At 35.2% G+C, this 21,212-nt stretch carries 22 protein-coding genes; 6 read left to right on the forward strand and 16 right to left on the reverse strand.

Translation table 11 applies throughout. The features are described 5' to 3' along the window. Nucleotides 1-55: 55 nt before the first annotated feature. Genes BUC11_RS00680 through BUC11_RS00710 form a run of 7 tightly spaced genes read right to left on the reverse strand, consistent with a single transcriptional unit; the run spans nt 56 to nt 6,004 of the window. Nucleotides 56-739 carry an SDR family NAD(P)-dependent oxidoreductase gene (locus tag BUC11_RS00680; protein ID WP_073350855.1) on the reverse strand — a complete coding sequence of 228 codons (684 nt, stop codon included), beginning with the start codon at nt 737-739 and terminating at the stop codon, nt 56-58. A gap of 56 nt (nt 740-795) precedes the next feature. Next, nucleotides 796-1,080 carry a TIGR03643 family protein gene (locus tag BUC11_RS00685; RefSeq protein WP_262487731.1) on the reverse strand — a complete coding sequence of 95 codons (285 nt, stop codon included), beginning with the start codon at nt 1,078-1,080 and terminating at the stop codon, nt 796-798. A 48-nt stretch (nt 1,081-1,128) separates the two neighbouring features. Further along, nucleotides 1,129-2,613 carry a cryptochrome/deoxyribodipyrimidine photo-lyase family protein gene (locus BUC11_RS00690; protein ID WP_073350859.1) on the reverse strand — a complete coding sequence of 495 codons (1,485 nt, stop codon included), beginning with the start codon at nt 2,611-2,613 and terminating at the stop codon, nt 1,129-1,131. A 1-nt stretch (nt 2,614) separates the two neighbouring features. Then, nucleotides 2,615-3,928, reverse strand: a complete 1,314-nt coding sequence (locus BUC11_RS00695; protein WP_073350861.1) for a DASH family cryptochrome — start codon at nt 3,926-3,928, stop codon at nt 2,615-2,617. Beyond that, nucleotides 3,904-4,038, reverse strand: a complete 135-nt coding sequence (locus tag BUC11_RS00700; RefSeq protein ID WP_073350863.1) for a DUF2256 domain-containing protein — start codon at nt 4,036-4,038, stop codon at nt 3,904-3,906. Before BUC11_RS00700 ends, BUC11_RS00695 begins: the two co-directional genes overlap by 25 nt. Then, nucleotides 4,038-5,345 carry an ABC1 kinase family protein gene (locus tag BUC11_RS00705; protein WP_073350865.1) on the reverse strand — a complete coding sequence of 436 codons (1,308 nt, stop codon included), beginning with the start codon at nt 5,343-5,345 and terminating at the stop codon, nt 4,038-4,040. The genes BUC11_RS00700 and BUC11_RS00705 overlap by 1 nt, the downstream gene beginning before the upstream one ends. Beyond that, complete coding sequence (locus tag BUC11_RS00710; protein WP_073350867.1) at nt 5,345-6,004, reverse strand: TetR family transcriptional regulator C-terminal domain-containing protein; 660 nt, start codon at nt 6,002-6,004, stop codon at nt 5,345-5,347. Before BUC11_RS00710 ends, BUC11_RS00705 begins: the two co-directional genes overlap by 1 nt. 117 nt (nt 6,005-6,121) lie before the next feature. On the opposite strand from BUC11_RS00710, the gene BUC11_RS00715 reads away from it, so the two are divergent. After that, nucleotides 6,122-7,036: a TIGR01777 family oxidoreductase gene (locus BUC11_RS00715; RefSeq protein ID WP_073350869.1), complete on the forward strand. Its 915-nt coding sequence runs from the start codon at nt 6,122-6,124 to the stop codon at nt 7,034-7,036. 2 nt (nt 7,037-7,038) lie between these two features. Here the strand turns inward: BUC11_RS00715 and BUC11_RS00720 are convergent, their stop codons facing one another. From BUC11_RS00720 to BUC11_RS00745, 6 genes are all read right to left on the reverse strand, one after another. Next, the gene (locus BUC11_RS00720) at nt 7,039-7,578 is read right to left on the reverse strand and encodes a YceI family protein (RefSeq protein ID WP_073350870.1); all 540 of its coding nucleotides are present in this window, start codon (nt 7,576-7,578) and stop codon (nt 7,039-7,041) included. 533 nt (nt 7,579-8,111) lie between these two features. Continuing rightward, nucleotides 8,112-8,657, reverse strand: a complete 546-nt coding sequence (locus BUC11_RS00725) for an acyl-CoA thioesterase (RefSeq protein ID WP_073350872.1) — start codon at nt 8,655-8,657, stop codon at nt 8,112-8,114. Then, nucleotides 8,658-9,023: a 6-phosphogluconate dehydrogenase gene (locus BUC11_RS00730; RefSeq protein ID WP_073350873.1), complete on the reverse strand. Its 366-nt coding sequence runs from the start codon at nt 9,021-9,023 to the stop codon at nt 8,658-8,660. It lies immediately after the preceding gene. Between the two features lie 6 nt (nt 9,024-9,029). After that, on the reverse strand, nt 9,030-10,400 hold the full coding sequence (locus BUC11_RS00735; protein WP_073350874.1) for a DNA recombination protein RmuC: 1,371 nt from the start codon (nt 10,398-10,400) through the stop codon (nt 9,030-9,032). A gap of 264 nt (nt 10,401-10,664) precedes the next feature. Then, nucleotides 10,665-14,078 (reverse strand): T9SS-dependent choice-of-anchor J family protein, encoded by a 3,414-nt coding sequence (locus BUC11_RS00740; protein WP_073350876.1) that lies wholly within the window; start codon nt 14,076-14,078, stop codon nt 10,665-10,667. 349 nt (nt 14,079-14,427) lie between these two features. Further along, nucleotides 14,428-14,805 (reverse strand): hypothetical protein, encoded by a 378-nt coding sequence (locus BUC11_RS00745; protein WP_073350877.1) that lies wholly within the window; start codon nt 14,803-14,805, stop codon nt 14,428-14,430. Nucleotides 14,806-14,972: 167 nt separating this feature from the next. On the opposite strand from BUC11_RS00745, the gene BUC11_RS00750 reads away from it, so the two are divergent. After that, nucleotides 14,973-15,548: a pseudouridine synthase gene (locus BUC11_RS00750; RefSeq protein WP_073350879.1), complete on the forward strand. Its 576-nt coding sequence runs from the start codon at nt 14,973-14,975 to the stop codon at nt 15,546-15,548. A gap of 18 nt (nt 15,549-15,566) precedes the next feature. After that, nucleotides 15,567-16,022 (forward strand): tRNA (cytidine(34)-2'-O)-methyltransferase, encoded by a 456-nt coding sequence (locus BUC11_RS00755; RefSeq protein WP_073350881.1) that lies wholly within the window; start codon nt 15,567-15,569, stop codon nt 16,020-16,022. On the opposite strand, the gene BUC11_RS00760 is transcribed toward BUC11_RS00755, so the two are convergent. The 3 genes from BUC11_RS00760 to BUC11_RS00770 all read right to left on the reverse strand — a co-directional run bounded on the left by BUC11_RS00760 (nt 16,019) and on the right by BUC11_RS00770 (nt 19,081). Continuing rightward, nucleotides 16,019-16,801 carry an ABC transporter ATP-binding protein gene (locus BUC11_RS00760; protein WP_073350883.1) on the reverse strand — a complete coding sequence of 261 codons (783 nt, stop codon included), beginning with the start codon at nt 16,799-16,801 and terminating at the stop codon, nt 16,019-16,021. The genes BUC11_RS00755 and BUC11_RS00760 overlap by 4 nt on opposite strands. After that, entirely contained in the window at nt 16,801-17,832 is a 1,032-nt protein-coding gene (locus BUC11_RS00765) for a FecCD family ABC transporter permease (RefSeq protein ID WP_073350885.1), read from the reverse strand. The genes BUC11_RS00760 and BUC11_RS00765 overlap by 1 nt, the downstream gene beginning before the upstream one ends. Nucleotides 17,833-17,938: 106 nt before the next feature. Next, nucleotides 17,939-19,081 carry an ABC transporter substrate-binding protein gene (locus tag BUC11_RS00770; protein WP_073350887.1) on the reverse strand — a complete coding sequence of 381 codons (1,143 nt, stop codon included), beginning with the start codon at nt 19,079-19,081 and terminating at the stop codon, nt 17,939-17,941. Between the two features lie 306 nt (nt 19,082-19,387). Here BUC11_RS00770 and BUC11_RS00775 point away from each other — a divergent pair, with 306 nt between their 5' ends. Genes BUC11_RS00775 through cobU form a run of 3 tightly spaced genes read left to right on the forward strand, consistent with a single transcriptional unit; the run spans nt 19,388 to nt 21,212 of the window. Next, complete coding sequence (locus BUC11_RS00775) at nt 19,388-20,311, forward strand: ABC transporter substrate-binding protein (RefSeq protein WP_073350891.1); 924 nt, start codon at nt 19,388-19,390, stop codon at nt 20,309-20,311. After that, nucleotides 20,311-20,706, forward strand: a complete 396-nt coding sequence (locus tag BUC11_RS00780; protein WP_073350893.1) for a C1orf53 family protein — start codon at nt 20,311-20,313, stop codon at nt 20,704-20,706. Before BUC11_RS00775 ends, BUC11_RS00780 begins: the two co-directional genes overlap by 1 nt. After that, on the forward strand, nt 20,703-21,212 hold the full coding sequence (gene cobU, locus BUC11_RS00785; RefSeq protein ID WP_073350895.1) for a bifunctional adenosylcobinamide kinase/adenosylcobinamide-phosphate guanylyltransferase: 510 nt from the start codon (nt 20,703-20,705) through the stop codon (nt 21,210-21,212). The genes BUC11_RS00780 and cobU overlap by 4 nt, the downstream gene beginning before the upstream one ends.

The raw sequence follows: 21,212 nt of genomic DNA on the forward strand, positions 1-21,212 counted from the left end.
GTAATCGCGTTAACGTACTAGTCTTAATTTCTTACTGGTAGAAAATTCTGTTTTATTATATTTTAAAAGTCACTATTCCGTAATCCATCTCGAACACTTGACCTGAAATTGATTTTGCATCTTCCGAAATCAAGAAGTTTGCCATATTGGCTACTTCTTCCGGTTTCAAATAACCTTTCATGGGGTGGCGCTCAATCATGTTTTCTTTCATGCGATCGTTTCTCAAGATATTAGCCGAAAGTGAAGTTTCAGTAATAGTTGGAGCAATGGCATTGATCCGCACTACTGAAGCTAACTCGGCACCTAACGATTTTACTAATCCTTCGACTCCCGCTTTTGCAGTAGCAATACTAGCATGAAAAGGCATTCCTAATTTAGCGGCTACGGTGCTGAATAGAATAATAGATGGATTTGTTCCTTTCTTTAAAACTGGTAAGTATTTCTGAATGGATTTTACAGCTCCAATGACATTTATTTCAAAATCATTTCTAAAGTCCTCAATACTCAGACTTCCTATAGGTTTTAAATTTATAGAACCCGGACAATAAATCAGTGTATCTATGACTTCTATTTCTGGTAGCGCATCTTGTAAAACATCCACGGTAAAATGTTTCAGATTGGCATGTGTAATTTCTGGCGCATTTCTGCTGATGTTGTAGACTATGTTGTTCTTCAATTGTTGCAACAAAATGGCATTACCAATTCCTTTACTACCACCAATGATTACTATGTTTTTCATATATTGTTCAATTAGTTATTTAATTCTATTCGGTATTTTCTTATTGCTTTCCGAAGCTATCTTTTAGAAATTTTGTTGTTGTTAATCTGTCGTTGCATCGTACACTTAAAACGTCCTTCCCTAAAGTCTCTTCGCTTTTCATGTTTTGTTTTACGACCTTGTACTCTTTCGCGCCACATTCTAAAACTGGAAGGTTTCATTTCGGTGCGCATTAACTCAATTACTTCTTGTTCTTTTAAGCCAAATTGCAGTAAAATAGCATCAAACGTAGTTCGATCCTCCCAAGCCATTTCTATAATTCTATCTTTTTCTAAATCAGTGAGTTCTTTTTTAATAGTCACGGTATTTTATTTTTTAATGTTGAGGTTAATTGCTAGATTCTATCGGTATTATTCGCTGTCGCCAATGTCAGCCATGGTATGAAGTTTTAAAATTCTTGAACTTTCCTCTTTTACCAGAGGATTTTTTTTCATTTGCCATAAAAAATCACTGGCAAATTTTCTGGTTCTTTCCATGTTCACAATTGGTTTTGGGTAATTGACACCCACTTCAAAATTATTAAATTTTTGGTCTAAATAAGTCATTTTAAAAGGTTCATGTACAAAAGCGCGAGGTAAATCTCGTAATTCTGGAACCCATTTTTTTATAAATTCACCGTCAGCATCGTGCTCGTAGCTGTTCTTGATTGGATTGTATATGCGTAACATGTTGATACCGGTTTCACCAGCCTGCATTTGCAACTGCGGAAAATGTATTCCTGGTTCAAAATCTAAAAACATCTGGGACAAGTGTTGCGTAGCTTCCTGCCATGGCTGCCATAAATTATGGGTAAAAAAGGAAACGAGCATGGCGCGCATCCTAAAATTTAGATAACCTGTTTCGTTCAAGCAACGCATGCAAGCGTCAACTAATGGGAATCCAGTTTGGCCTGTTTTCCATGCTTGAATATAATTCTCATTGATTTTCTTTTTCAAGGAATGAAATCCTTTATTTACGCTTTCAAACTCCATGATTTCTTCCATTTCAAATTTTTGAATGAAATGTGCTTGCCATGTGAGTCGGGATACAAACGAATCAATTTGTTTTTTGTCCTTGCAAACCAGTCTAAAAGCAGCCGCTTTTTGCAATACTTGTCTTGAGGATAAATTTCCCCAAGCAATGTAGGGTGATAATCTGCTGCAACTTTTTCTAGCTAGTAAAGGTTTTGAAATATGTGAGCTGTAATTATGGTAGCGTTCATCAAAGAAAGTTTGTAAATATTTGCCAGCCATGGTAGCGCCTCCTTTTTGGAAGATGCTATCTGGAATAGTCTCTAGATTTGTTTTCTCTAATGTTTTTTCAAGTTCTTCGATAGCTTCAGACGACAGGTAATTTGTTGGGTTAGCATCAAAAATATATTGGGGTTGATTCATATATTCTTCCCACTGAGATACCCAATTGGTTCTGTTTCTTAAAGCTCTAAAAATTCCGTTATTCGTGTTTTCAACCCAGTTTATTTGGTTGTTTTTACAAAATCTTTTGAATGTTTTGTCTCTTTCATAGGTGACTTTCAATCCTGTTTCCTGATGTGAAAACACAGTATCTATCTTGTAAAGTTCCTCTAAGATATTGAAAACATGAAGCACTTCTGAAGAGACTGCTAAAATGTGCGTGTTGGAAGGTTTCAGTTGTTTATTTAAATCTACTATGGATTGCTTGATGAAATTCCAGTGTCGCGAACTGTAATGCAAATCATTTTCTAAAGATTTCTCGAATACATAAAGTAACAAAGTTGGATTGCCCGTGTTTATTGCATTAAAGATTGCCTCGTTATCTTGTAAACGAAGGTCTCTTTTAAACCAAACCACATTGATTATTTTTTTACTTGTGTTCATTTTATTTTTCTAAAATAATTTGTTGTTGCAACCATAAGTTCTGGAATTTTGATTGTCCATCGTAATTGCTAGCTTGTAAATCAACATTGAATTTTCGGTTTCTAGGATCGTTGCCCACTCCTGATACATACATCCAATTGCCGTAGTTGCTGTGAACATCGTAATCTATAAGCATCGATTCAAAATACGTGGCACCGATACGCCAGTCTAGCAGAAGCTCTTTAGCGAAATAAGAAGCTACATTTTGTCTTCCACGATTGCTCATCCAGCCTGTTTGCTTTAATTCGATCATATTTGCATTTACAAAGGGAGCTGCAGTAGTTCCATTTATCCAATTCTCAATGTCTGCCGTATTTTTTTTCCAATCGTAACTTTTGTTTAGAATTCCTCCAATTTTAAAAATAGAATTCCCATTTTTTAATGAAATATATTTAAAGTAGTCCCTCCATATCAATTCGAAAATTAACCAATAAGTCGAGTCATTTTTTCCTATTTGTTGTTCATAGTTAACAATCTCCCAATAGATTGTTTTGGCAGAGATACAGCCATTTGCCAGCCAAGGTGAAAATTTCGAACTAAAATCTGTCCCAATTAATCCGTTGCGGGTCAATTTATAGACACTAATTTTTTTTGTTTCCCAAAAATAATACTGCAACCTTTTTGACGCTTCTTCTTCTCCTCCTCGAAAAGGAAAAGCGGATCTGCTATCTAAATTAAAATCACTAAAACCTAATGTTTCCATTGAAGGGATTTCAGTTTCATTGGCTTTCCAATTTTCCTTTGGCATTGGCTTCACAACAAATTCCGTTTTGACTTTCGCCCATTTTTCGCATTGATTTCTGAATTGAGTAAAAACATTTGGAATCAATTGTATCTCAAAGGGAACATCTTCAGGATGAAATAAAAATTGATTATAAGTGCCCTTAAACGCTACAAAATTTGAAATTTTCACTTTTATTTTTGCTAAAATGTCCGCTTCCTCACTCGTCCATTCTTCTTGGAAATAAACAGAATTAATTTCGTTTTTACTACAAAGCTCTGGAACTGCATCTTCTGGCTTTTGGTAATAAACTAAAAGCGGTATGTTCAGTTTTTTTAAATTTATCCTTAATTCGGTCACTGATTCAATTAAAAATTTAGCTCGGAATTTTTCTGTTTTTTTAATACCGTAATTGGCCTCCATAAAATGTCTTGGATCAAAACAATACACCGCAATGACAACTTTATTTTCGGCAATGGCAGTAGTTAAAGACTCATTATCAGTAACTCTTAAATCATTTCTAAACCAAACTAAACCTTTTTGTTTTTTTTGCATTTTTCGCTACAATATTTGACTTCGTCCCATACTTTCTCCCATTTTTTCCGCCAGTTAAAAGGCCGGTTGCATACCAAGCACATTTTTGAAGGCAGATTTTCCTTTTTCACTAGTTGTATTTTTCATATTCATTGACAACAATTTTTGCTTTCAAATCAAACATCAAATTGTATAGGCCAAAAAAGGTTCTATTCATGTAAATAAAGTGCTTAGAGCCTCTGTTTCCATTCATTTTTCTAAGATTCGTATCTTTTGAAAATCGTTCTCCCAATTGCGCGATACTTTCAAAAAAAGTTTCATCCGAGAAGTCGAATGTTTTTGCTTGAAAAGGCTTCGTAAATAAGGATAATAAATCATGGAACAATTCGGTGAAATAGGCTACCTCTTCTTTGGAATCGTCTGCTCGTAAAATTTCTAAATCAAATAATTTAGCATTGAATATTTTAGGGTCGTTGATAACTTTTTTATCAATCAACTCAAAATACGGAGTGTAAAAGTCCGTTGGAATCTGTTTCATACACCCAAAATCCAATGCCACTAATTCGTTTTTATCGTTCACTAAGAAGTTACCAGGATGTGGATCAGCGTGTACTTTTCTCAGAATATGAATTTGGTACATGTAGAAATCCCATAAGGCCTGACCCACTTTGTCAGCCACTTTTTGGTCCGTATTTTTCTTTGTAAACTCAGAAAGGTGAATCCCTGTCATCCAGTCCATGGTGATAATTTTCTCTGATGAAAATTTTGGATAATACTCTGGAAAGACTAAGTTTTCAATTTTTTTACAAGCGGCAACTACTTCTTGGCTTTGTTTTAATTCCAAGAGATAATTGGTTTCCTCAATCAATTTGTCTTCTACTTCTTTGAAATATTTATCGGAATCCTTGCCTTGAAGGTTAAACATTCTGATAGCAATGGGTTTTACCATCGCTAAATCAGATGAAATACTGTTGGCAACTCCAGGATATTGAATTTTCACTGCTAATTTTTTACCGTCTTTAAAGGCAACGTGCACTTGTCCAATACTAGCTGCGTTAAGAGAGGTGGAGTTGAATTCATCAAATATTTCAAATGGTGTTTTTCCAAAATTTGCCTTGAACGTTTTTAACACTAAAGGAGCTGAAAGTGGCGGAACAGAAAATTGGGAAAGAGAAAATTTTTCGACATAGGCTTGTGGTAGAAAACTTTTGTCCATACTTAGCATTTGGGCAACTTTCAAAGCACTTCCTTTCAGACTTTTCAGGCCATCGTAAATATCCTCTGCATTGTCTTCATTTAATTTATCACGAGTCAAATCTGAATTGACCATTTTTTCTCCATAATATTTTAAATAGTTAACACCAACTTTGGCACCTGTTTGCACAAGTTTTGTTGCTCTTTCAATTTTTGAAGTAGGTATGTAGTCTATGGTTTTCATTATTTGTTGTATATTTTTTCTTTGAAAATAAATTTTCCAAAGTCGATTAAGCTGTCTAAAGGCGCAATGTTCATTAGTTCGAAAGTTGCTTTTACTGATTTTTCGATATAAATATCTGTTTTCTCAAAAGCAGGAGACGAATCATCTATCCAGAACTTTAAAGCTAATAAAAGCTGTATCCAAGAGGTTTCTTGAAATGTTTTTTCTTGGAAATTTTGAAGTTTTTCTTGCTGTGTTCTAAAGTTATCTGAAATAATTTCAGCCAAATAGTTTTTAAAACTGTTTCTAAGTCCAGAAAGTTGCATCAATTTTTTCAATTGATTGTTGTGTTCTTTTAAGGTCATCACGACATAACTTCTGTTTGCTGTAAGTATTTCAAAGAAAGTGAAGTAAAAACTCAGTAACTTACTTTTCATGTCATAGGTTTCGTAGTCTTTGTTTTTATTTAGCAATTCAACTGTTTTTTCTAAGAACATTTTAAAGATTTCTTTCTCAATACTTTCTATAGTACCAAAAAAGGCATAAAATTCTGTTTCCGAAAAATCATTTATTTTTGTAAAATGATATACTGATTTTGGTTTCTCACTGTATTCAAGTACGTAGTTCATGTACATTGAAACTATTTTGTCCTTAGTTATTACTGTTTTTTTAGTAGCCATTTTTTCTGTGTTTCAAATTAGAGTATAAAGGTAGTGAATGTTTAACGATATATTAATAAAGTTAAACAAAATTTAATATAATTTTATATCGTTATAAATCATTAGCTTTACACTATTATGAAAAAAAATGTTTTAATAAGCGGCGGTTCGGGATTTATCGGTAGACATTTAACGGCGCTGTTGCTTACCAAAGGATATTCAGTTTCTATCTTGAGTAGAACTGAAAAGAAAAATAAGGGAGATATTTTCTACTATAAGTGGGATGTTGCAATCGGCACAATTGAGGAGGAAGCAGTTTTAAAAGCAGATTACATCATTCATCTGGCAGGCGAAAATATCGCAGAGAAAAGATGGAGTGCGAAACGAAAAGCGGCCATCATTGATAGCAGAGAAAAATCATCCCAACTGTTATATTCGGTTTTAAAAAAGCATTACAAAAAGCTTGACGCGTTTATTTCAGCCTCGGCCGTTGGAATTTATGGAGCAGTAAATGGGAAAAAAATCTGTACCGAAGAGACTGTTCCAGCTAATGATTTTTTAGGATACACCTGTCAAAAATGGGAAGAGTCTATTGATTTTATTGAAAATTTAAATATCCGTACTGTTAAAATCCGAACGGGATTAGTCTTAGGCAAAAACGACGGTTTTTTGAAGAAACTTATTCCGCTTTTCAAATACAGATTGGGTTCAGCATTGGGTTCAGGCAACCAATATATGCCATGGATTCATGTTGATGATTTGTGTACCATGTATTTAGAAGCGATTGAAAATACTGAAATGGTTGGGCCTTATAACGCTGCCATTAACGACAATACTACAAATGCCGTATTTTCTAAAACATTGGCTCGTATTTTTGGCTATTCGATCTGGTTGCCCAATGTGCCTGCGTTTGTTCTGAAGCTTGTGATGGGGGAAATGGCCGTAATTGTATTGACGGGAAGAAGAATTTCCTCTGATAAAATAGAACAAACGGGTTTTAAATTTAAGTTTAAAAATTTAGAAGAAGCATTGCGAGACTGTTTAACAAAATAGCATTATTTTAGTACACAAACAATTTGAGTATTTACGTTTTTCGCTATTTTGCTGCGTACGATAAAAGGAATTTCGATCCTAAAATCATCCGTGTTTAAGGGGAATTCGGATTGGATCTCGACTCCATTATCGACCCTTTTTAGTGTTCCTTTGATTGTCATTTTTTTAGTACGACCCCGTATGGTTATTTTGCCGTTGATTTGATAGGGGCGAAATTCTGAGGTAAGGTTGTTTAAATCAAATTTTTCAATAGTACCTTTAAAGAAGGCTCTTGGATACCGGTTGCTTTCCATGTAATTTTTGTTAAAATGCTCTTCCATCAAATTTCTTTTGAATTTAAAATCTTTGATGTTAATCCAACACGCAATATCGCCTGTTTTAGTGATCAAAATACAGGTAGTTTTTTCGTTCGTTGCTTTCACCTCCTCAAACAAAGGTATTGAAGCCTCAAAATTTGTGATGCCTGCGTATGAAACCAATTTTTCCTGGGCGTTAATTGCAAGAGCAATAAAGAGTAGCGCTATTGAGGTAATTTTTTCCATAACACTTTATGAATTAAATTATACCGACTCTTTTTTGAATACATTCTCCCTAAAGCATGCGGGAGATTCTATTTTTTACCATATCGGCTTGATACTATACATTTTAGACATAATCTTATTATTAATAGAATTACTTAAAGTTATGAAAAAAATAGAATATATAAAAGTTTTTTATCTTTGAAAAATAGTAACATCAGTTAATTTTTCACCCGATTTTTAATCAGAAATTGCAGTAGGTTTTACTTTTAAAAAGACTTTAATAGTGGTTTTTGAGTAGCAAGTAATTAGAGAATGCTCTGTTTATTATCTATTTGGAGTTTCGGCGCCTGAATTTGTTCAAGTAGTCACTACCCGAAACTAGTGGAGCGTCCAGTTATAGGGCCGTAGTAACCCTAGATGAATTGGCATCAAAAAAAATTATTGGCTCGAGTAAGCACAAAAACTGTTGCATATTGAAAAGTTGTAACCACTTGAGGAAATTATAAACACTCCTATTTTTCAGTTTTACTAATGATAGCTAACCTATTACAGTTTTAGAATTCCAACTGTATATTGTAGTTTTTTAAATTTTCTAGTGATTCTTTAGAAGTATAATCGAATTCTTCCTCATTTAGGTCTTTTTCTTTCTTTAAGGATATTTGTTTAATGCAGTTATAAAAACGGCGTACATCATTGTTGTTCGAAAGGATTAAACCGGGTACTAATGCGCTCTTGCCTGTGCTGTCTTTGGCAACCATTGTAAAATAAGAGGAATTACAATGTTTGATTTTTCCGGTTTGGATGTTTTCGGCTTCTACACGAATTCCTATAATCATCGAGCTTTTACCCACATAGTTTACGCTGGCTTTCATCTTCACGAGTTCGCCCACTTCAATCGGTTTTAGAAAATTTACAGTTTCTACCGAGGCGGTAACGCAATAATTACCTGAGAATTTTGAAGCGCAGGCAAATGCAATTTGATCCATCAAGGATAAAATATATCCTCCATGAATCTTACCACTAAAGTTGGTGTAATTGGGCAACATCAATTCTGAAATACTAATGTCTGAGGAGGCCACAGTTTTAAAGGTCCGATTCATCTATTTTATTTTAAAAGGAGAATTTACTTTTTTGACGTCTGTAATAAAATAGCGCGTGTCGCCCCACCACGGAAATGTTCGGTACCGTTCTACATATTTTACTTGAACATATTGACCCTCCATTTCTTTTAAATCTAAGATTACTTTTTCTTCGCTATCCATTACTGAAAAAGAAAATATTTGTGCGCCAGAAATTCCTTGACTAATTTCTCCTTCCCATGTTTTGAAAGCAACTCCTTTGTTGCTGACTTTGATTAATTCGCCTGAACGAAAGCCTTCACTGTAGGTTGCATTGTATAAAAAAGTAAAATAACCTACAATAAACAGTACTAGTATTGCAGTGGTAATCATTAAAAATTTTCTCATTTTTTATTAATTTAGAAATTGATTTTCGTCTTTTTCGGCTAAGTTTACTATGTTTTCGGGAAGTGCTTTTTTTGCTTTTGCTCCCATTTTTTTTAATTTTTCGACACTTACAATTAGGTTTCCTTTTCCTTCCACAAGTTTGTTCATGGCGCTGCTGTACTCTGTTTTACTCTCGTCTATTTTTTTGCCAATTTTGATCAAGTCACCTACAAAACCTTCAAATTTATCATACAGTGCTCCTGCTTGACGTGCTATTTCTAATGCGTTTTCCTGCTGTTTTTGATTCGTCCACATGCTATCAATCGTTCGTAAGGTAGCTAATAATGTGGCGGGAGTTACAATAACAATATTTTTTTCGAATGCTTTATTGTATAAACTCGTATCTTCATTTAGGGCCATAGCAAATGCGGGTTCAATAGGGATGAATAACAATACAAAATCAGGGCTTTCTATTTGGTACAAATCATGATAATTTTTATTTCCTAATTGCTCAACATGGCGTTTGATGGAATTGACATGTTCTTTTAGATAACTAATTTTCAAAGTATCATCTTCTTCATTGATGTATTTTTCATAAGCGGTCAAAGAAACTTTTGAATCGACAATCATTTTTTTGCCATCCGGCAGATTAATGACAACATCCGGAAATACGCGATTTCCGTCTTCGGTAGTGAAGGCTTGTTGCACTTGGTATTCGCGTCCTTTTTCCAATCCTGATTTCTCTAAAACGCGTTCTAATACCAGTTCGCCCCAATTTCCCTGCATTTTACTGTCGCCTTTGAGCGCTTTGGTCAAGTTGATGGTTTCTTTACTCATTTGGATATTCATTTCTCGTAATCCCAAAATTTGTTGGCGTAAAGCGGCATGATAATCGATGCTTTCTTTGTGGGTGTCTTCGACCTTTTTTTCAAACAATTGAATTTTATCTTGCAATGGAGTCAAGATATTTTTCATGTTTTCTTTGTTCTGTTCGGTAAATTTATTCGATTTTTCCTCCAATATTTTGTTGGCTAAGTTCTCAAATTCAATGGTGAATTTTTCCTGTAGTTTTTCGATTTCTTCTTTTTGTTCTTTGTTGCGCTCCCAGAGATTTTCGAAATCTACTTCTTTTTTAGTAAGCTGAATTGCTAAACTGTCTTTTTCAGTTCGGATACCTTCTTTAGCAACGATTTGGGCTTCTAATTGTTTTTCAAAACCCATTTTATCAATCATTAATTGCTCTCTCTGTTGGGCGAATTGAGAATTTAAAGTGATTAATTTCTCTTCCAAGCTACTTTTTTCCAACTGGAATCTGGCAACAAATAGAAGTTTTCCAATATAAACTCCAATACCAAGAGCAACGATGAAAATCAGTAAAAAGGGAAGTGTATTTGACATAAATTTTTTTTTGTAACAATGTAAAAATAAACAAAAGATTTCTAGTTTCTTTTGAGAAATCAAAATACTAGTATAAGTTTTTGAAGGGTTTATATTTTGAAAAAATAGGATTCTCTAGGGTAGTTTTATACGTAATAGTCTCCTTTTTTGCTAGCGATTTAGTAGTTTTTTTTATTTCAGCAGGGAGTTGTCTTAAACTATTTTAGAAAAAAAAGCCAGATTTCAATGAAGAAATCTGGCTTTTGGAATGTAGAAAAAGGGATTTTATTTTTTTACTATTTTTCCTTTAAATACAACCTTGTTTCCATTGGAAAGGGTATATATATAAATCCCTACAGGTAATTTAGTACTATTTATTTTTGTAGTGTTTTCACCAATTGGGCCTTTTAATTGCGTTGGAGCTCCCATTGCTCTTCCAAGAATATCATAAATGTTTAGACTTAAGTCTTGTCCGTTTTCTGAATTAATAACAATATTGAATGATTCTGAAGCGGGATTTGGATAGGCCATTACAGATAATCCTTTTGTTGCAATCAAGTCATTGATAGCTAAAGTTGCATCTGCTTTTAACTCAAATCGTGCGATAACTGGACCATGATCAGAAGTAGTATTGACATAGTTTGCTACGTCTAAACGAGGGTCATAAACTAAAGTTGAATTGGGCACATAATCCTTAGTTAACTCGTTTGATATGATAATATGATCTAAGAAACCTCCAGAGGACAAGTAAGTAAAAGCTCCTGCTTTACTAATTTCTAAAGTTAGAGGATTGTAGCGTACATTGTCTTCCACCATTTTCTGGTACGAAGAAGGGTTTCCTGCAATAACGGATTCATCAACATCATCATTGTAATCGCCTAAAATTATCAAATTGGCATCTGGGTAATTGACATCTAAACTGTCTTTCAATAGTTCAACATCATATTTTCTCATGTTGTACCGCGCTATGTCACTACCGCTGTTGGCTCTAGCATGGATGTCAATAATTTTTAGATCTTTCTTTACTCCACCTATATTTGTTTCCATTTCGACCATATAAGGTAAACGGCCTGAAGAAAAGAAGCTCGCGCTCACACCGCCAGGATAATTGGTTAAAGTTTTGCTTCCGGCACGAATTTCATCAAAAAGTTTACTGAACATCACTCTTGACTTTTTTACTGTTGTTGTTTGCGTGTTATAAATTACAACTAATTTTTGAGCGGGGAAGTCAGCTTCAGGAGCATTAAAGGAGTAGGACCAGGCTGGAGAAATTACTTTGTCAAAAGTTTTTCCGTTAATGCTTATTTTTTGGATTAAAAGATCCAGTGCGGCATCGTCAGAAACCTCTTGAACGGCATAAACGTCAGCATTTAAAGTGTTCATGACTTTCGCTGCGTTTTCAATCTGCAATGCGTCGTCTGTTGGACCAAACTCAGTTCCTGTTGAACCAATTACATTGCTTCCAAAAAATTCTAAATTGTACGTAACAATATCAAAGGTTTCTGTTTTAGGTAATGAAGATCCATTTAATAAACCTATTTCTTGGTTCAATCCTGTTCCAACAACGGTCAAAGGACCCGAAATACTCAATGCTTTGGAAGAAGGGAAAAAACGAGCATAAATTATTTTACCTGCAACTCCATCAGTAGCTGAAATCACTAAATTGGATTGAAAATTACTGTTGTCAACAGATAATTGGTAGTCAGCAGGAGCCGTTACAGTGATATCGCCGTAACCGCCTGCCATGAAAATAAAAGACTGGCTTGCTGACGCTGTATTTGGCGCTACTTCTCCAAAATTCAAAGTAGGATTTAAGGCTAGAAATGTTGTTTCGTTCGTGATTTTTACATCATCAAGGGTCCATTCGGCAGTATCTGTCCCACCAGAATTTGTAGTTTCGTAAACCCAAGCTATAAAAGTATGATCAGATTTATAAGCTTCCAAATTGATGTATTGCGACTGTTTAAAGGTTCCTGTAGTGGTAGGAAAATCGCCTTCTAAGGGAGTCCAAGTTGCTGTTTCTGGGTTGCTTTTACCATCATAATCTAAAGAAATCATTAGTTTTAGCGGTGTTCCAGAGAAAAATTTGCGAGAATAGAAAGATAACAAAGGGAATTTGTCAAATGTATCTAAACGTAAATTAGGAGAAATTAACCAATCTTTGCTAGCTCCTGTTTCAGAATATCCATTTATTTGAACTGCTGCAGGAGAACTGTTAAAACGTGTCGTGGTGCTCACCCACTTAATCTTGTCACCGGCTACGCTATATTCCGTCCAACCACTGTTTGTTAGAACATTTGCATCATTAAAATCTTGGATGTAAGGATTAATTCCTGTTCCTGATACCGCCACTGTCTTAGTAGAAGCTCCGTTTGATTCATGAGTGATTTGTCCTGAAAAAAGGCCGGTTGCAGTAGGTGTAAATTTGACATAAACCAAAGGTGTGGTTCCCGTATTGAAATCTTCTGCAGCAAAAACCAATGTTGATTGAAAGCCAGAAGTCTCATTTTTAGAAATGGTAAAGTTTTGGGATGCCGAAAGCGTAACTGCTCCACTTAGATTAAGTGCCTGAAGTTGGTAACTTAATGCAATTGAGCTGAAGTTTTGCTCTATGAAACTAAAATCTAAGGCAGTTTTAGTAGTTGACAGGGAAGGAACGACAACGCTAGAAGTAGTGACGTCTAGTTTATTACTTTCAGCTTGAATGTTGCCAATGGCATCTTCAGATATGGAATAGACAACATAATCAGTTCCTAGAGCTAATCCTGTACTGTTTTTTGAATAAACAACAGTAGCATCCGAAATTTCAAGTACCGCTGCTTTTAATGCCGCTGCATCTGAGGCGTTTGTTCCTGCTTTTATCTGAGCAGCGTTTGGAGCAGCACTTCCTGATGGCAAGATCACGAAATATGTTTTTCCAGTCTCATTTAATTTGGACGAAAAATCAAATCCATCCGATAAGATGTTGGTAATTTTTGGGAATCCGTCTGCATTTACAGGTGGTGTTACATCATTAAATACACTTATGTTATCAATGGCAAAAGAGGGACGAGAACCGCCTCCAGATACTTGTCTTGAAATCCAACGTACTTGAATTACCTCTTTATTATCACACTCCGATGGTAAAACTACTTTTATTTTTTGGCTATTCACTTCTGCTGTTCCAGATGTTTGTGCTGTTGTTCCGCTGGCATAGACCGTTGGTAATAAAGTAATAAATGCATCGGCTGTACCAACTCGATATTGCAGTACTAATTCGTTGATACGAGAATTCGATGTGCCATTATAAGGATTCCGAATCACCATCGCATCATATTCTACTGCAATTCCGGATTTACCAAGTGTTTTGAATACAAACCCAATTGTTAAATCTAAGGAACCGGTGTTTAAAAATCCAATTTTTCCATTGTAATTATGGAAATTTCCACTGCTGGTAGCAGCTGTACTACTGGCAACTAAAGCTCTATCTGCAACTAATGTAGCTGTTGTATTGAATGAACTTCCCGGAGCTGTGCTGGCGGTCCAACCCTGAAATCCTGCGGGATAAGTGGTAGATGCTGCATCAAGAGTGGTGAAATTTTGAGCGAAAGGCAACTCTTGCGCTATGAGTGCCGTTCCTTGTGCAAAAACGGTTGTTGATAGGCAATAAAAAAAACTTAAAAAAGCCATTAAATGGCGTAAATGGTAATTGTGTTTCATAGGTTTACAATTGGATTAAGCAGCAAAAATAATATTTCCAACGTTAAGAGAATATTATAAATTGAGCTATTTTAGATTGTAAATAAAATCTTTTAATCTCTTTTGGTTTAATTCCTCGAAGCTTTGCTTCGATTTTTTTAGCCACAGATTCACAGATTCACAGATTAAAAAAGATTATTGAAAATCTGTGAATCTGTGGCTGTTATTTCGCTAATACCTCTGTGGCTCTGCTCCGAGGTAATTTATTTGGTAGTTAAATAGATTTTTTTGGTGGATTGACTATTAATTGCAACAAAAAAAGCCAATAAGGAAGGAGTCCTTATTGGCTTTTAAAATACGAAACAAATACTTATTCGTCCAGTTTAATATTTCCTCGGTCTTCTTTATTATCTGGATGAGAAGCAGGGTATCTGTGGGCAGTAATGTCTGAGTTGAGGTCTTCATTTTCAACCGTTTTCATCGCTTCTTTTTCTGAGGAAACGCCCCGGCTTAAACTTTCGTTTTCGTTCCATGTTCTCTCTTCGGCTTCGGGAATAGCAGCATTAGACCCATCAACATTACGCGCTCTTTGAACAACTTTTTCATTTCCATTAGCATCAATTTCTATTTCATCTTTCAGTTTTGGCGCGTTTGTATTGTTTTCGTTAAGCATCTTTTCGCTACTAATTTGGTCGTTTATAGGCTGCTTATTATTGGTCTTTTTTGAACCTAAATCATTATTTTCCATGATCTTTCTGTTTAGTTATTAATCTTATTGTTTATAATAGTACGTCATTAATATGAGATGTTTGAACTATTTAACATTGCTTTTGGTTTATCGCAATAAATGTAGCCAGTCACTTTTAAATCCAACAAAAACAAAACTATCTTTGCATGCACTAATAAATCAACACAATGCCTCATTCTCATTTTATCATTCATAAACCGTACGGGTATTTGAGTCAGTTTGTTTATGAATTAAAAAGAAAAAAGAAACTGCTAGGAGAATTATATGATTTTCCAACAGGAACAATGGCTATCGGGCGCCTTGATGAGGATTCCGAAGGATTATTGTTGCTGACAACGGATGGCATGATGAGCGAAATCATTCGCAGTAAAAGAGTCGATAAAGAATATTACGTCCAAGTAGATGGAATCATTAATCAAGAAGCCATCGAGCGATTGCAAAAAGGGGTTGAAATCGGTTTTAGTGGAACTAAATACGTTACTAAACCCTGTAAAGCTTCCTTGATACAGGAGCTTCCTGCTTTTGGAGCGAGAGGAAAAAAAATTCGGGATGAACGTCACGGCCCTACCTCTTGGGCTTCAATAACGGTCAATGAAGGAAAATTTCGTCAAGTGCGAAAAATGACTGCTGCTGTTGGTTTCCCAACTTTGAGATTGGTTCGTGTCCGAATAGGAACGGTTCATCTTCATGATTTACAGGCTGGAGAAGTTTTAAAAGTGGAAGATTTTCAAATAACCAAATAACCAATTAATCTATACTACATGTTAAATATCGTTTTAGTGGAGCCCGAAATAGCAAACAATACGGGGAATATAGGGCGCTTGTGCGTAGGCACGCACAGTCGTTTGCATTTGATTCATCCTTTTGGGTTTGTTATTAATGATAAAAACCTAAAACGTTCCGGTCTCGATTATTGGGTTCATCTTGATGTGACAGAATATCAGGATGTTGCATCATGGAAAGCAAGCATTCCTGACTTATCTCGGGTTTTTCTTATGAGTTCTCATGCTAAAAAATCATATTTCGAGATTGATTTTCAGGACGGAGATTGGTTGGTTTTTGGCAAAGAAAGTAAAGGATTAAGTGAAGCTGTTTTGAACCAATTTGAAAATCATTTGACAATTCCTATGTCACCGCTAATTAGAAGTTTTAATATCGCTAATTCGGTCGCTTTTGTTATTGGAGAAGCAAACCGCCAAATTAGTTTAAAAATTTAAACAATCGTAAACTTTCCTTTTTCATTGTCAAAAACAATATGCTCATCTTTAAATAGTGTATTAAAACTTCCTTTCGAAATGAAATTACAAGGTTCGTCTTGCAAGACAGTTTCAGGAGTCATGATAATCATTTCGTCACTCAATTGTATCGCCATATCAATGTCATGGGTAGAAAATAGAATACACTTTCCAGTCTCTTGCGTAAGTTTTTTCAAAAGTTTAAACAAAGCCACTTTATGTAATAAATCGAGATGGGTGGTAGGTTCATCTAAAATTATTAATGGGGTGTCTTGTGCCAAAGCTCTTGCAATCAATACTTTTTGTAACTGACCATCACTAATTTCATAATGTTTTTTTGCAGCTAAAGAACTAATTTGTGTCAATTCCATGGCTTCGTTTACTTTCGATATATCGACCTCAGATAAAGTTCCAATCCAGTTGGTGTACGGTTGTCTTCCCAGTGCGATGAGTTCAAAGACGGTTAAATTACTTGGCGGTAACTTTTCTGTTAAAACTATGCTCAGGTTTTGTGCTAACTCTAAAGGTTCATAGGAACTAATTTTCCTTTCATTTAAAAATACAGCACCTTGCAGCGGTTTCTGGATACCTGTTATCGTCTTTAAAAGTGTCGATTTTCCAATGCCGTTAGCGCCTACTAAAGCAATCAGTTTTCCCTTTTTTAAATTTATAGAAATAGCCGAAGCCACTACGATATGCTCTTTTTTACGAGAGTAGCCAATGCTAATTTTTGAAGCTTCTAAGATGATATTATGTTCCATTAGGCAATCATTTTTCGTTTTCTGACTAGTAACCAAATCACCACTGGGGCGCCAATTATTGATGTTACGGCATTAATTGGTAAAGTAATTCCCAATCCTGGCAATTCTGAAATAATATCACAAATAAGCATAATCGATGCTCCTAAAAGCAAGGTGCTCCAGTACAAAACCGAATGGTTACTGGTTTGAAATACTAATTTTGCGATATGAGGCACCGCTAATCCTATAAAAGCTATTGGGCCTGCATAAGCGGTGATACTTCCTGCCAGAATACTAGTAGCAAAAATAATGATTAATCGTGTTTTTTTGAAATTCAAACCCAAACTGCGAGCGTAATTTTCCCCTAGCAATAAGGCATTTAGCGGTTTGATGCTAAAGACACTTAATAACAATCCTATCGCAACACAAACCGTTAAAACTACAATAGATGACCAAGATAAATTGCCCAAGCTTCCCATAGACCAAAAAGTGAATTTTTGTAATTGTTCAGCTGAACTAAAATAAGCAAGCACCCCGACTATGGCACTGGTAAAACTGCCAAACATTAATCCTACAATTAGGATAGCCATGGTATCGCGCAATCGATAGGAAACAGCTAAAACAGCTAATAATACTATTGAACTTCCTACCGTTGATGCTAGAACCACTCCGTAGGACGATAATAAAACAGTACTTAAAAAAGGCGGTAGTACACCTGCTCCTAAAAACACAAAGGCAACCCCTAAACTGGCGCCTGAGCTAAGTCCTAAAACATAAGGTCCTGCTAGGGGATTTCTAAATAAAGTTTGCATCAGTAAACCACTTATCGATAGCCCCATTCCTACAAGAACTGCCGTAATTGCTTTGGGTAAACGATAATTAATGATGATGTATTCCCAGGTAGATTTGCTCGCTTGACCACCGGTTAAACTAGTGTAAATTTCTTTAAAAGGGATTGTAATGGAACCAAAACTAATGTTTACAAAAAACAAAACAATAAGCCCTAAAGTAAGTAAGAAAAACAGAACCGTATTTCGTTTTTGATTATTCAATTGTCGTTTGTTTGTGTAATATTATATTCAATTTTTAAATATCGCAAAATCCAGTTTTGGCTCCTTCTTTTTTGGAGCGTCCCGACGCTTTGGGAGCGGAGCGGATTTAGTTCAGTTTTTGTGCAAAAGTAAAAGTATAGTTTGGAAGCACTTCAGGATGGAAAATTTTAATATAATCTTTTAAGACTAAGTCCGGTCGGCTTGGAGCTAATTCATAATAGATGGTTCCTCCTGTACTGCCCAACTTACTTTCAAAAGTATATACATTGTTGTTTTTTAAAGCATCAAACTGACTATAATGTGGATTACTATTTTTAAATTCAGCATTATTCTTAAAAGAACCTGTTGCGATCCAATAATTTGCCGTTTTTGCCTTATCTAGTATTTTTTCAAAAGATAAACCAAGACTTCCGGTTCCTTCAACATCTGCCCATAAATAATTAGATTTGGCATCTTTCATAAATTGGGCTACCCAGCTGTTTCCTTTTGCCACATACCATTGATCTTGATACATAGATCCGTATAAAACGGTGGCTGTTGGTTTTTGGCTTGCAACTAATGCTAAAGCGTCATTGTAATTTTTAACGATTGTTTCAAAAAGTATTTTAGCTTCTTTTTCTTTTCCAAATAAAGCACCGTAAAGCTTTATCCATTCGGCTTTTCCTAGCGGCGTTTGTTCCATCCAATCCGCTTGAATAAGCACTTTAAGACCACTTTTTTCTAAATTATCTATCATTGGATTGTTGTTGTCAACTCCATAGGATACTATCAAATCAGGCGCCAAGTCAATGAGTTGTTCCGTGTTTAATTTTTCGTTTTGTCCTATGTTTTTTACAGCACCAGCATCAATTAGTTTGCGGGTTTTTATAGATGAAACGTAGTCCGTATGAGGAAATCCCACTAATAATTTTTCAACCCGTAACATTTCCAAAAAAGGAATATTTGTGGTTGAGGTAACCACAATCGACTGCAAAGGAACTTGAATTGTAGTATATTTTTTTAGACTATCAGGAACGCTACCGTTTTTTTCTTTCAACACATAAGTGAAGTTTTTATTGGCTTCAGGCCAAGGATTTGAAACCTTTACAATGGAATAGCCTTCATATTTAAAGACAGCCAAACTTTTAGCGTAAAGTATAGTATTTCCAGAAACATCAGAAATCTTATTGGTTGATTGTTCGCTTTTTTTACATCCGATTAGCAGTAAAAGCAAAACAAGAAAAGAAAATTTAATACACTTCAGATTCATAATTTTTTGCGAATTTAAAGGCAAATATAAATTATAAATTTTTTATAATCAGTGACAAATCTTATAAATTATCCGGTAGGTTTGGATCCGACCCAAAACATAAAACAAGATTTATACCAATAGTTACATTCATACGGCTATATTTGTATTTAGATTCTTGCCTGTTTTGCTTGAAATAAAAACGGATAGAATCTAACGAAAATAATGTAGTTTTCGCTGATTTTGTATGTCGCTTGTTTATCACATTCTCCTCTTTTTTATTGAAAAACTATTTTACATTAACACAAGGATTTAAATACTTTTACGATGATTAAAATTTGCTCTTTCTTACCCGCAGCCACTTCTATGATTTACGAAATGGGATTAGAAAATCAATTGGTTGGCGTTACTTTTGAATGCCATGCTGACAAACCGAAAGTGGTACGTTCCTACCTTGAAGGAACCCATCACTCAAGTAGTGAAATCGACCAGATTGTATCTCAATCTAAATCGCAAGGAAAAAGTTTATACTACATAGACGACTCTTTGCTAGAATCTCTATCTCCCGATATTATTTTTACTCAAGATGTATGTGACGTTTGTCAGATAGACACGAGTCATGTGGCTCGTTCCGTTTATCAATTATCCAAAGAGCCAGAATTGATTCCGCTTGTTCCAAGAAATTTAGACGATATTTATCAAAATGCAATTACTATTGCCAAAGCTTTTAATAAAGAAGAACGCGCCTACGAATTATTAGCAAAACTCAAAAAAAGAACTGATTTTATTCTGGATACGCTTCGTAAAAATAACGCTCCGCTTAAACGAGTGATGGTTTTGGAATGGCTCGATCCCATATACAATTGTGGACATTGGATCCCATACCAAATCGCTCAAGCTGGCGGTGTAGACATGCTTGGGAATCCTTCTGGATATTCTATTGTTACCGCATGGGAACGAATATTGTTATATAATCCTGAAGTATTGGTGGTTGCACCTTGTGGCTTCGATATAAGTCGATCTAGTCAGGAATTAGAGGCATTGACAAAATTAGAAGGTTGGGATACCCTAAAGGCAGTTCAGAATAATGCAGTTTTTCTGGCTGATGCCGATTTATTTACGGAACCCAGTACAACTGTTGTAGACGGAATTGAGTTACTTGCCGCATTGTTTCATCCCGATTTATTTGAAATCCCAATGAAATTAGAACATAAATACCTTTCTTTTCATACTAATGAGAAAGTAAAATAATGTCTAATTCCCATCGTACTACTATTCAAGAAAAAAAATGTTCTGCTTGCGGAACTCCTTTTAATTGCGGAGATACTGCGGACGGAAATAAATGCTGGTGCAACAATTTCCCGCCTATTTTTAAAACCTCTAAAGTGATAGACTGTCTTTGCTCCTCTTGCTTTACAACGGTTTGCTCAACTAAAATTAAGGAATATGTTGCAACGGTTACTGCTGAAACAGCGCTAAATAGTATAGCTAAAGATTTACCTAAAACCAAGCAACTCATAGAAGGAATTGACTATTATATCGAGAATGGAAATTATGTTTTCAAGGCTTGGTTTCATTTAAAAAGAGGATATTGCTGCACGAATGGATGCCGACATTGTCCTTATAAAACGCAACAATTACAATGATACATTTAATTACTGGAGGAGAACGCTCAGGCAAAAGTAGTTATGCCGAGAATTTAGCAAAAGAATTATCAGATAAACCCATGTATGTGGCGACTGCCAGAAAATGGGATGCTGAATTCCAAAAGAGAATTGACCGCCATCAAAGCGATCGAGACGAAAGCTGGATTAACATAGAAAAAGAAAAGCATTTAAGCGAAATTGATTTCATGGCTAAAGTGGCCGTTGTGGATTGTGTTACACTCTGGTTGACTAATTTTTTTGTTGATACTAAAAACGACGTTCCTTTATGCTTGGAACAAGCGAAAGCCGAAATTGATGCAATTGCCAATCAAGAGAATGCGATAATAATCATTGTTACCAATGAAATTGGAATGGGACTTCATGCTGATACTGCAGTTGGAAGAAAATTTACAGCGCTTCAAGGTTGGATGAATCAATACATTGCTCAGAAAGCCGATACCGTCGTATTAATGGTTTCCGGAATTCCAGTGAAAATCAAAAGCTAA

Origin of the sequence: Flavobacterium xanthum (genome assembly GCF_900142695.1) — a bacterium.
Taxonomy (GTDB): domain Bacteria; phylum Bacteroidota; class Bacteroidia; order Flavobacteriales; family Flavobacteriaceae; genus Flavobacterium; species Flavobacterium xanthum.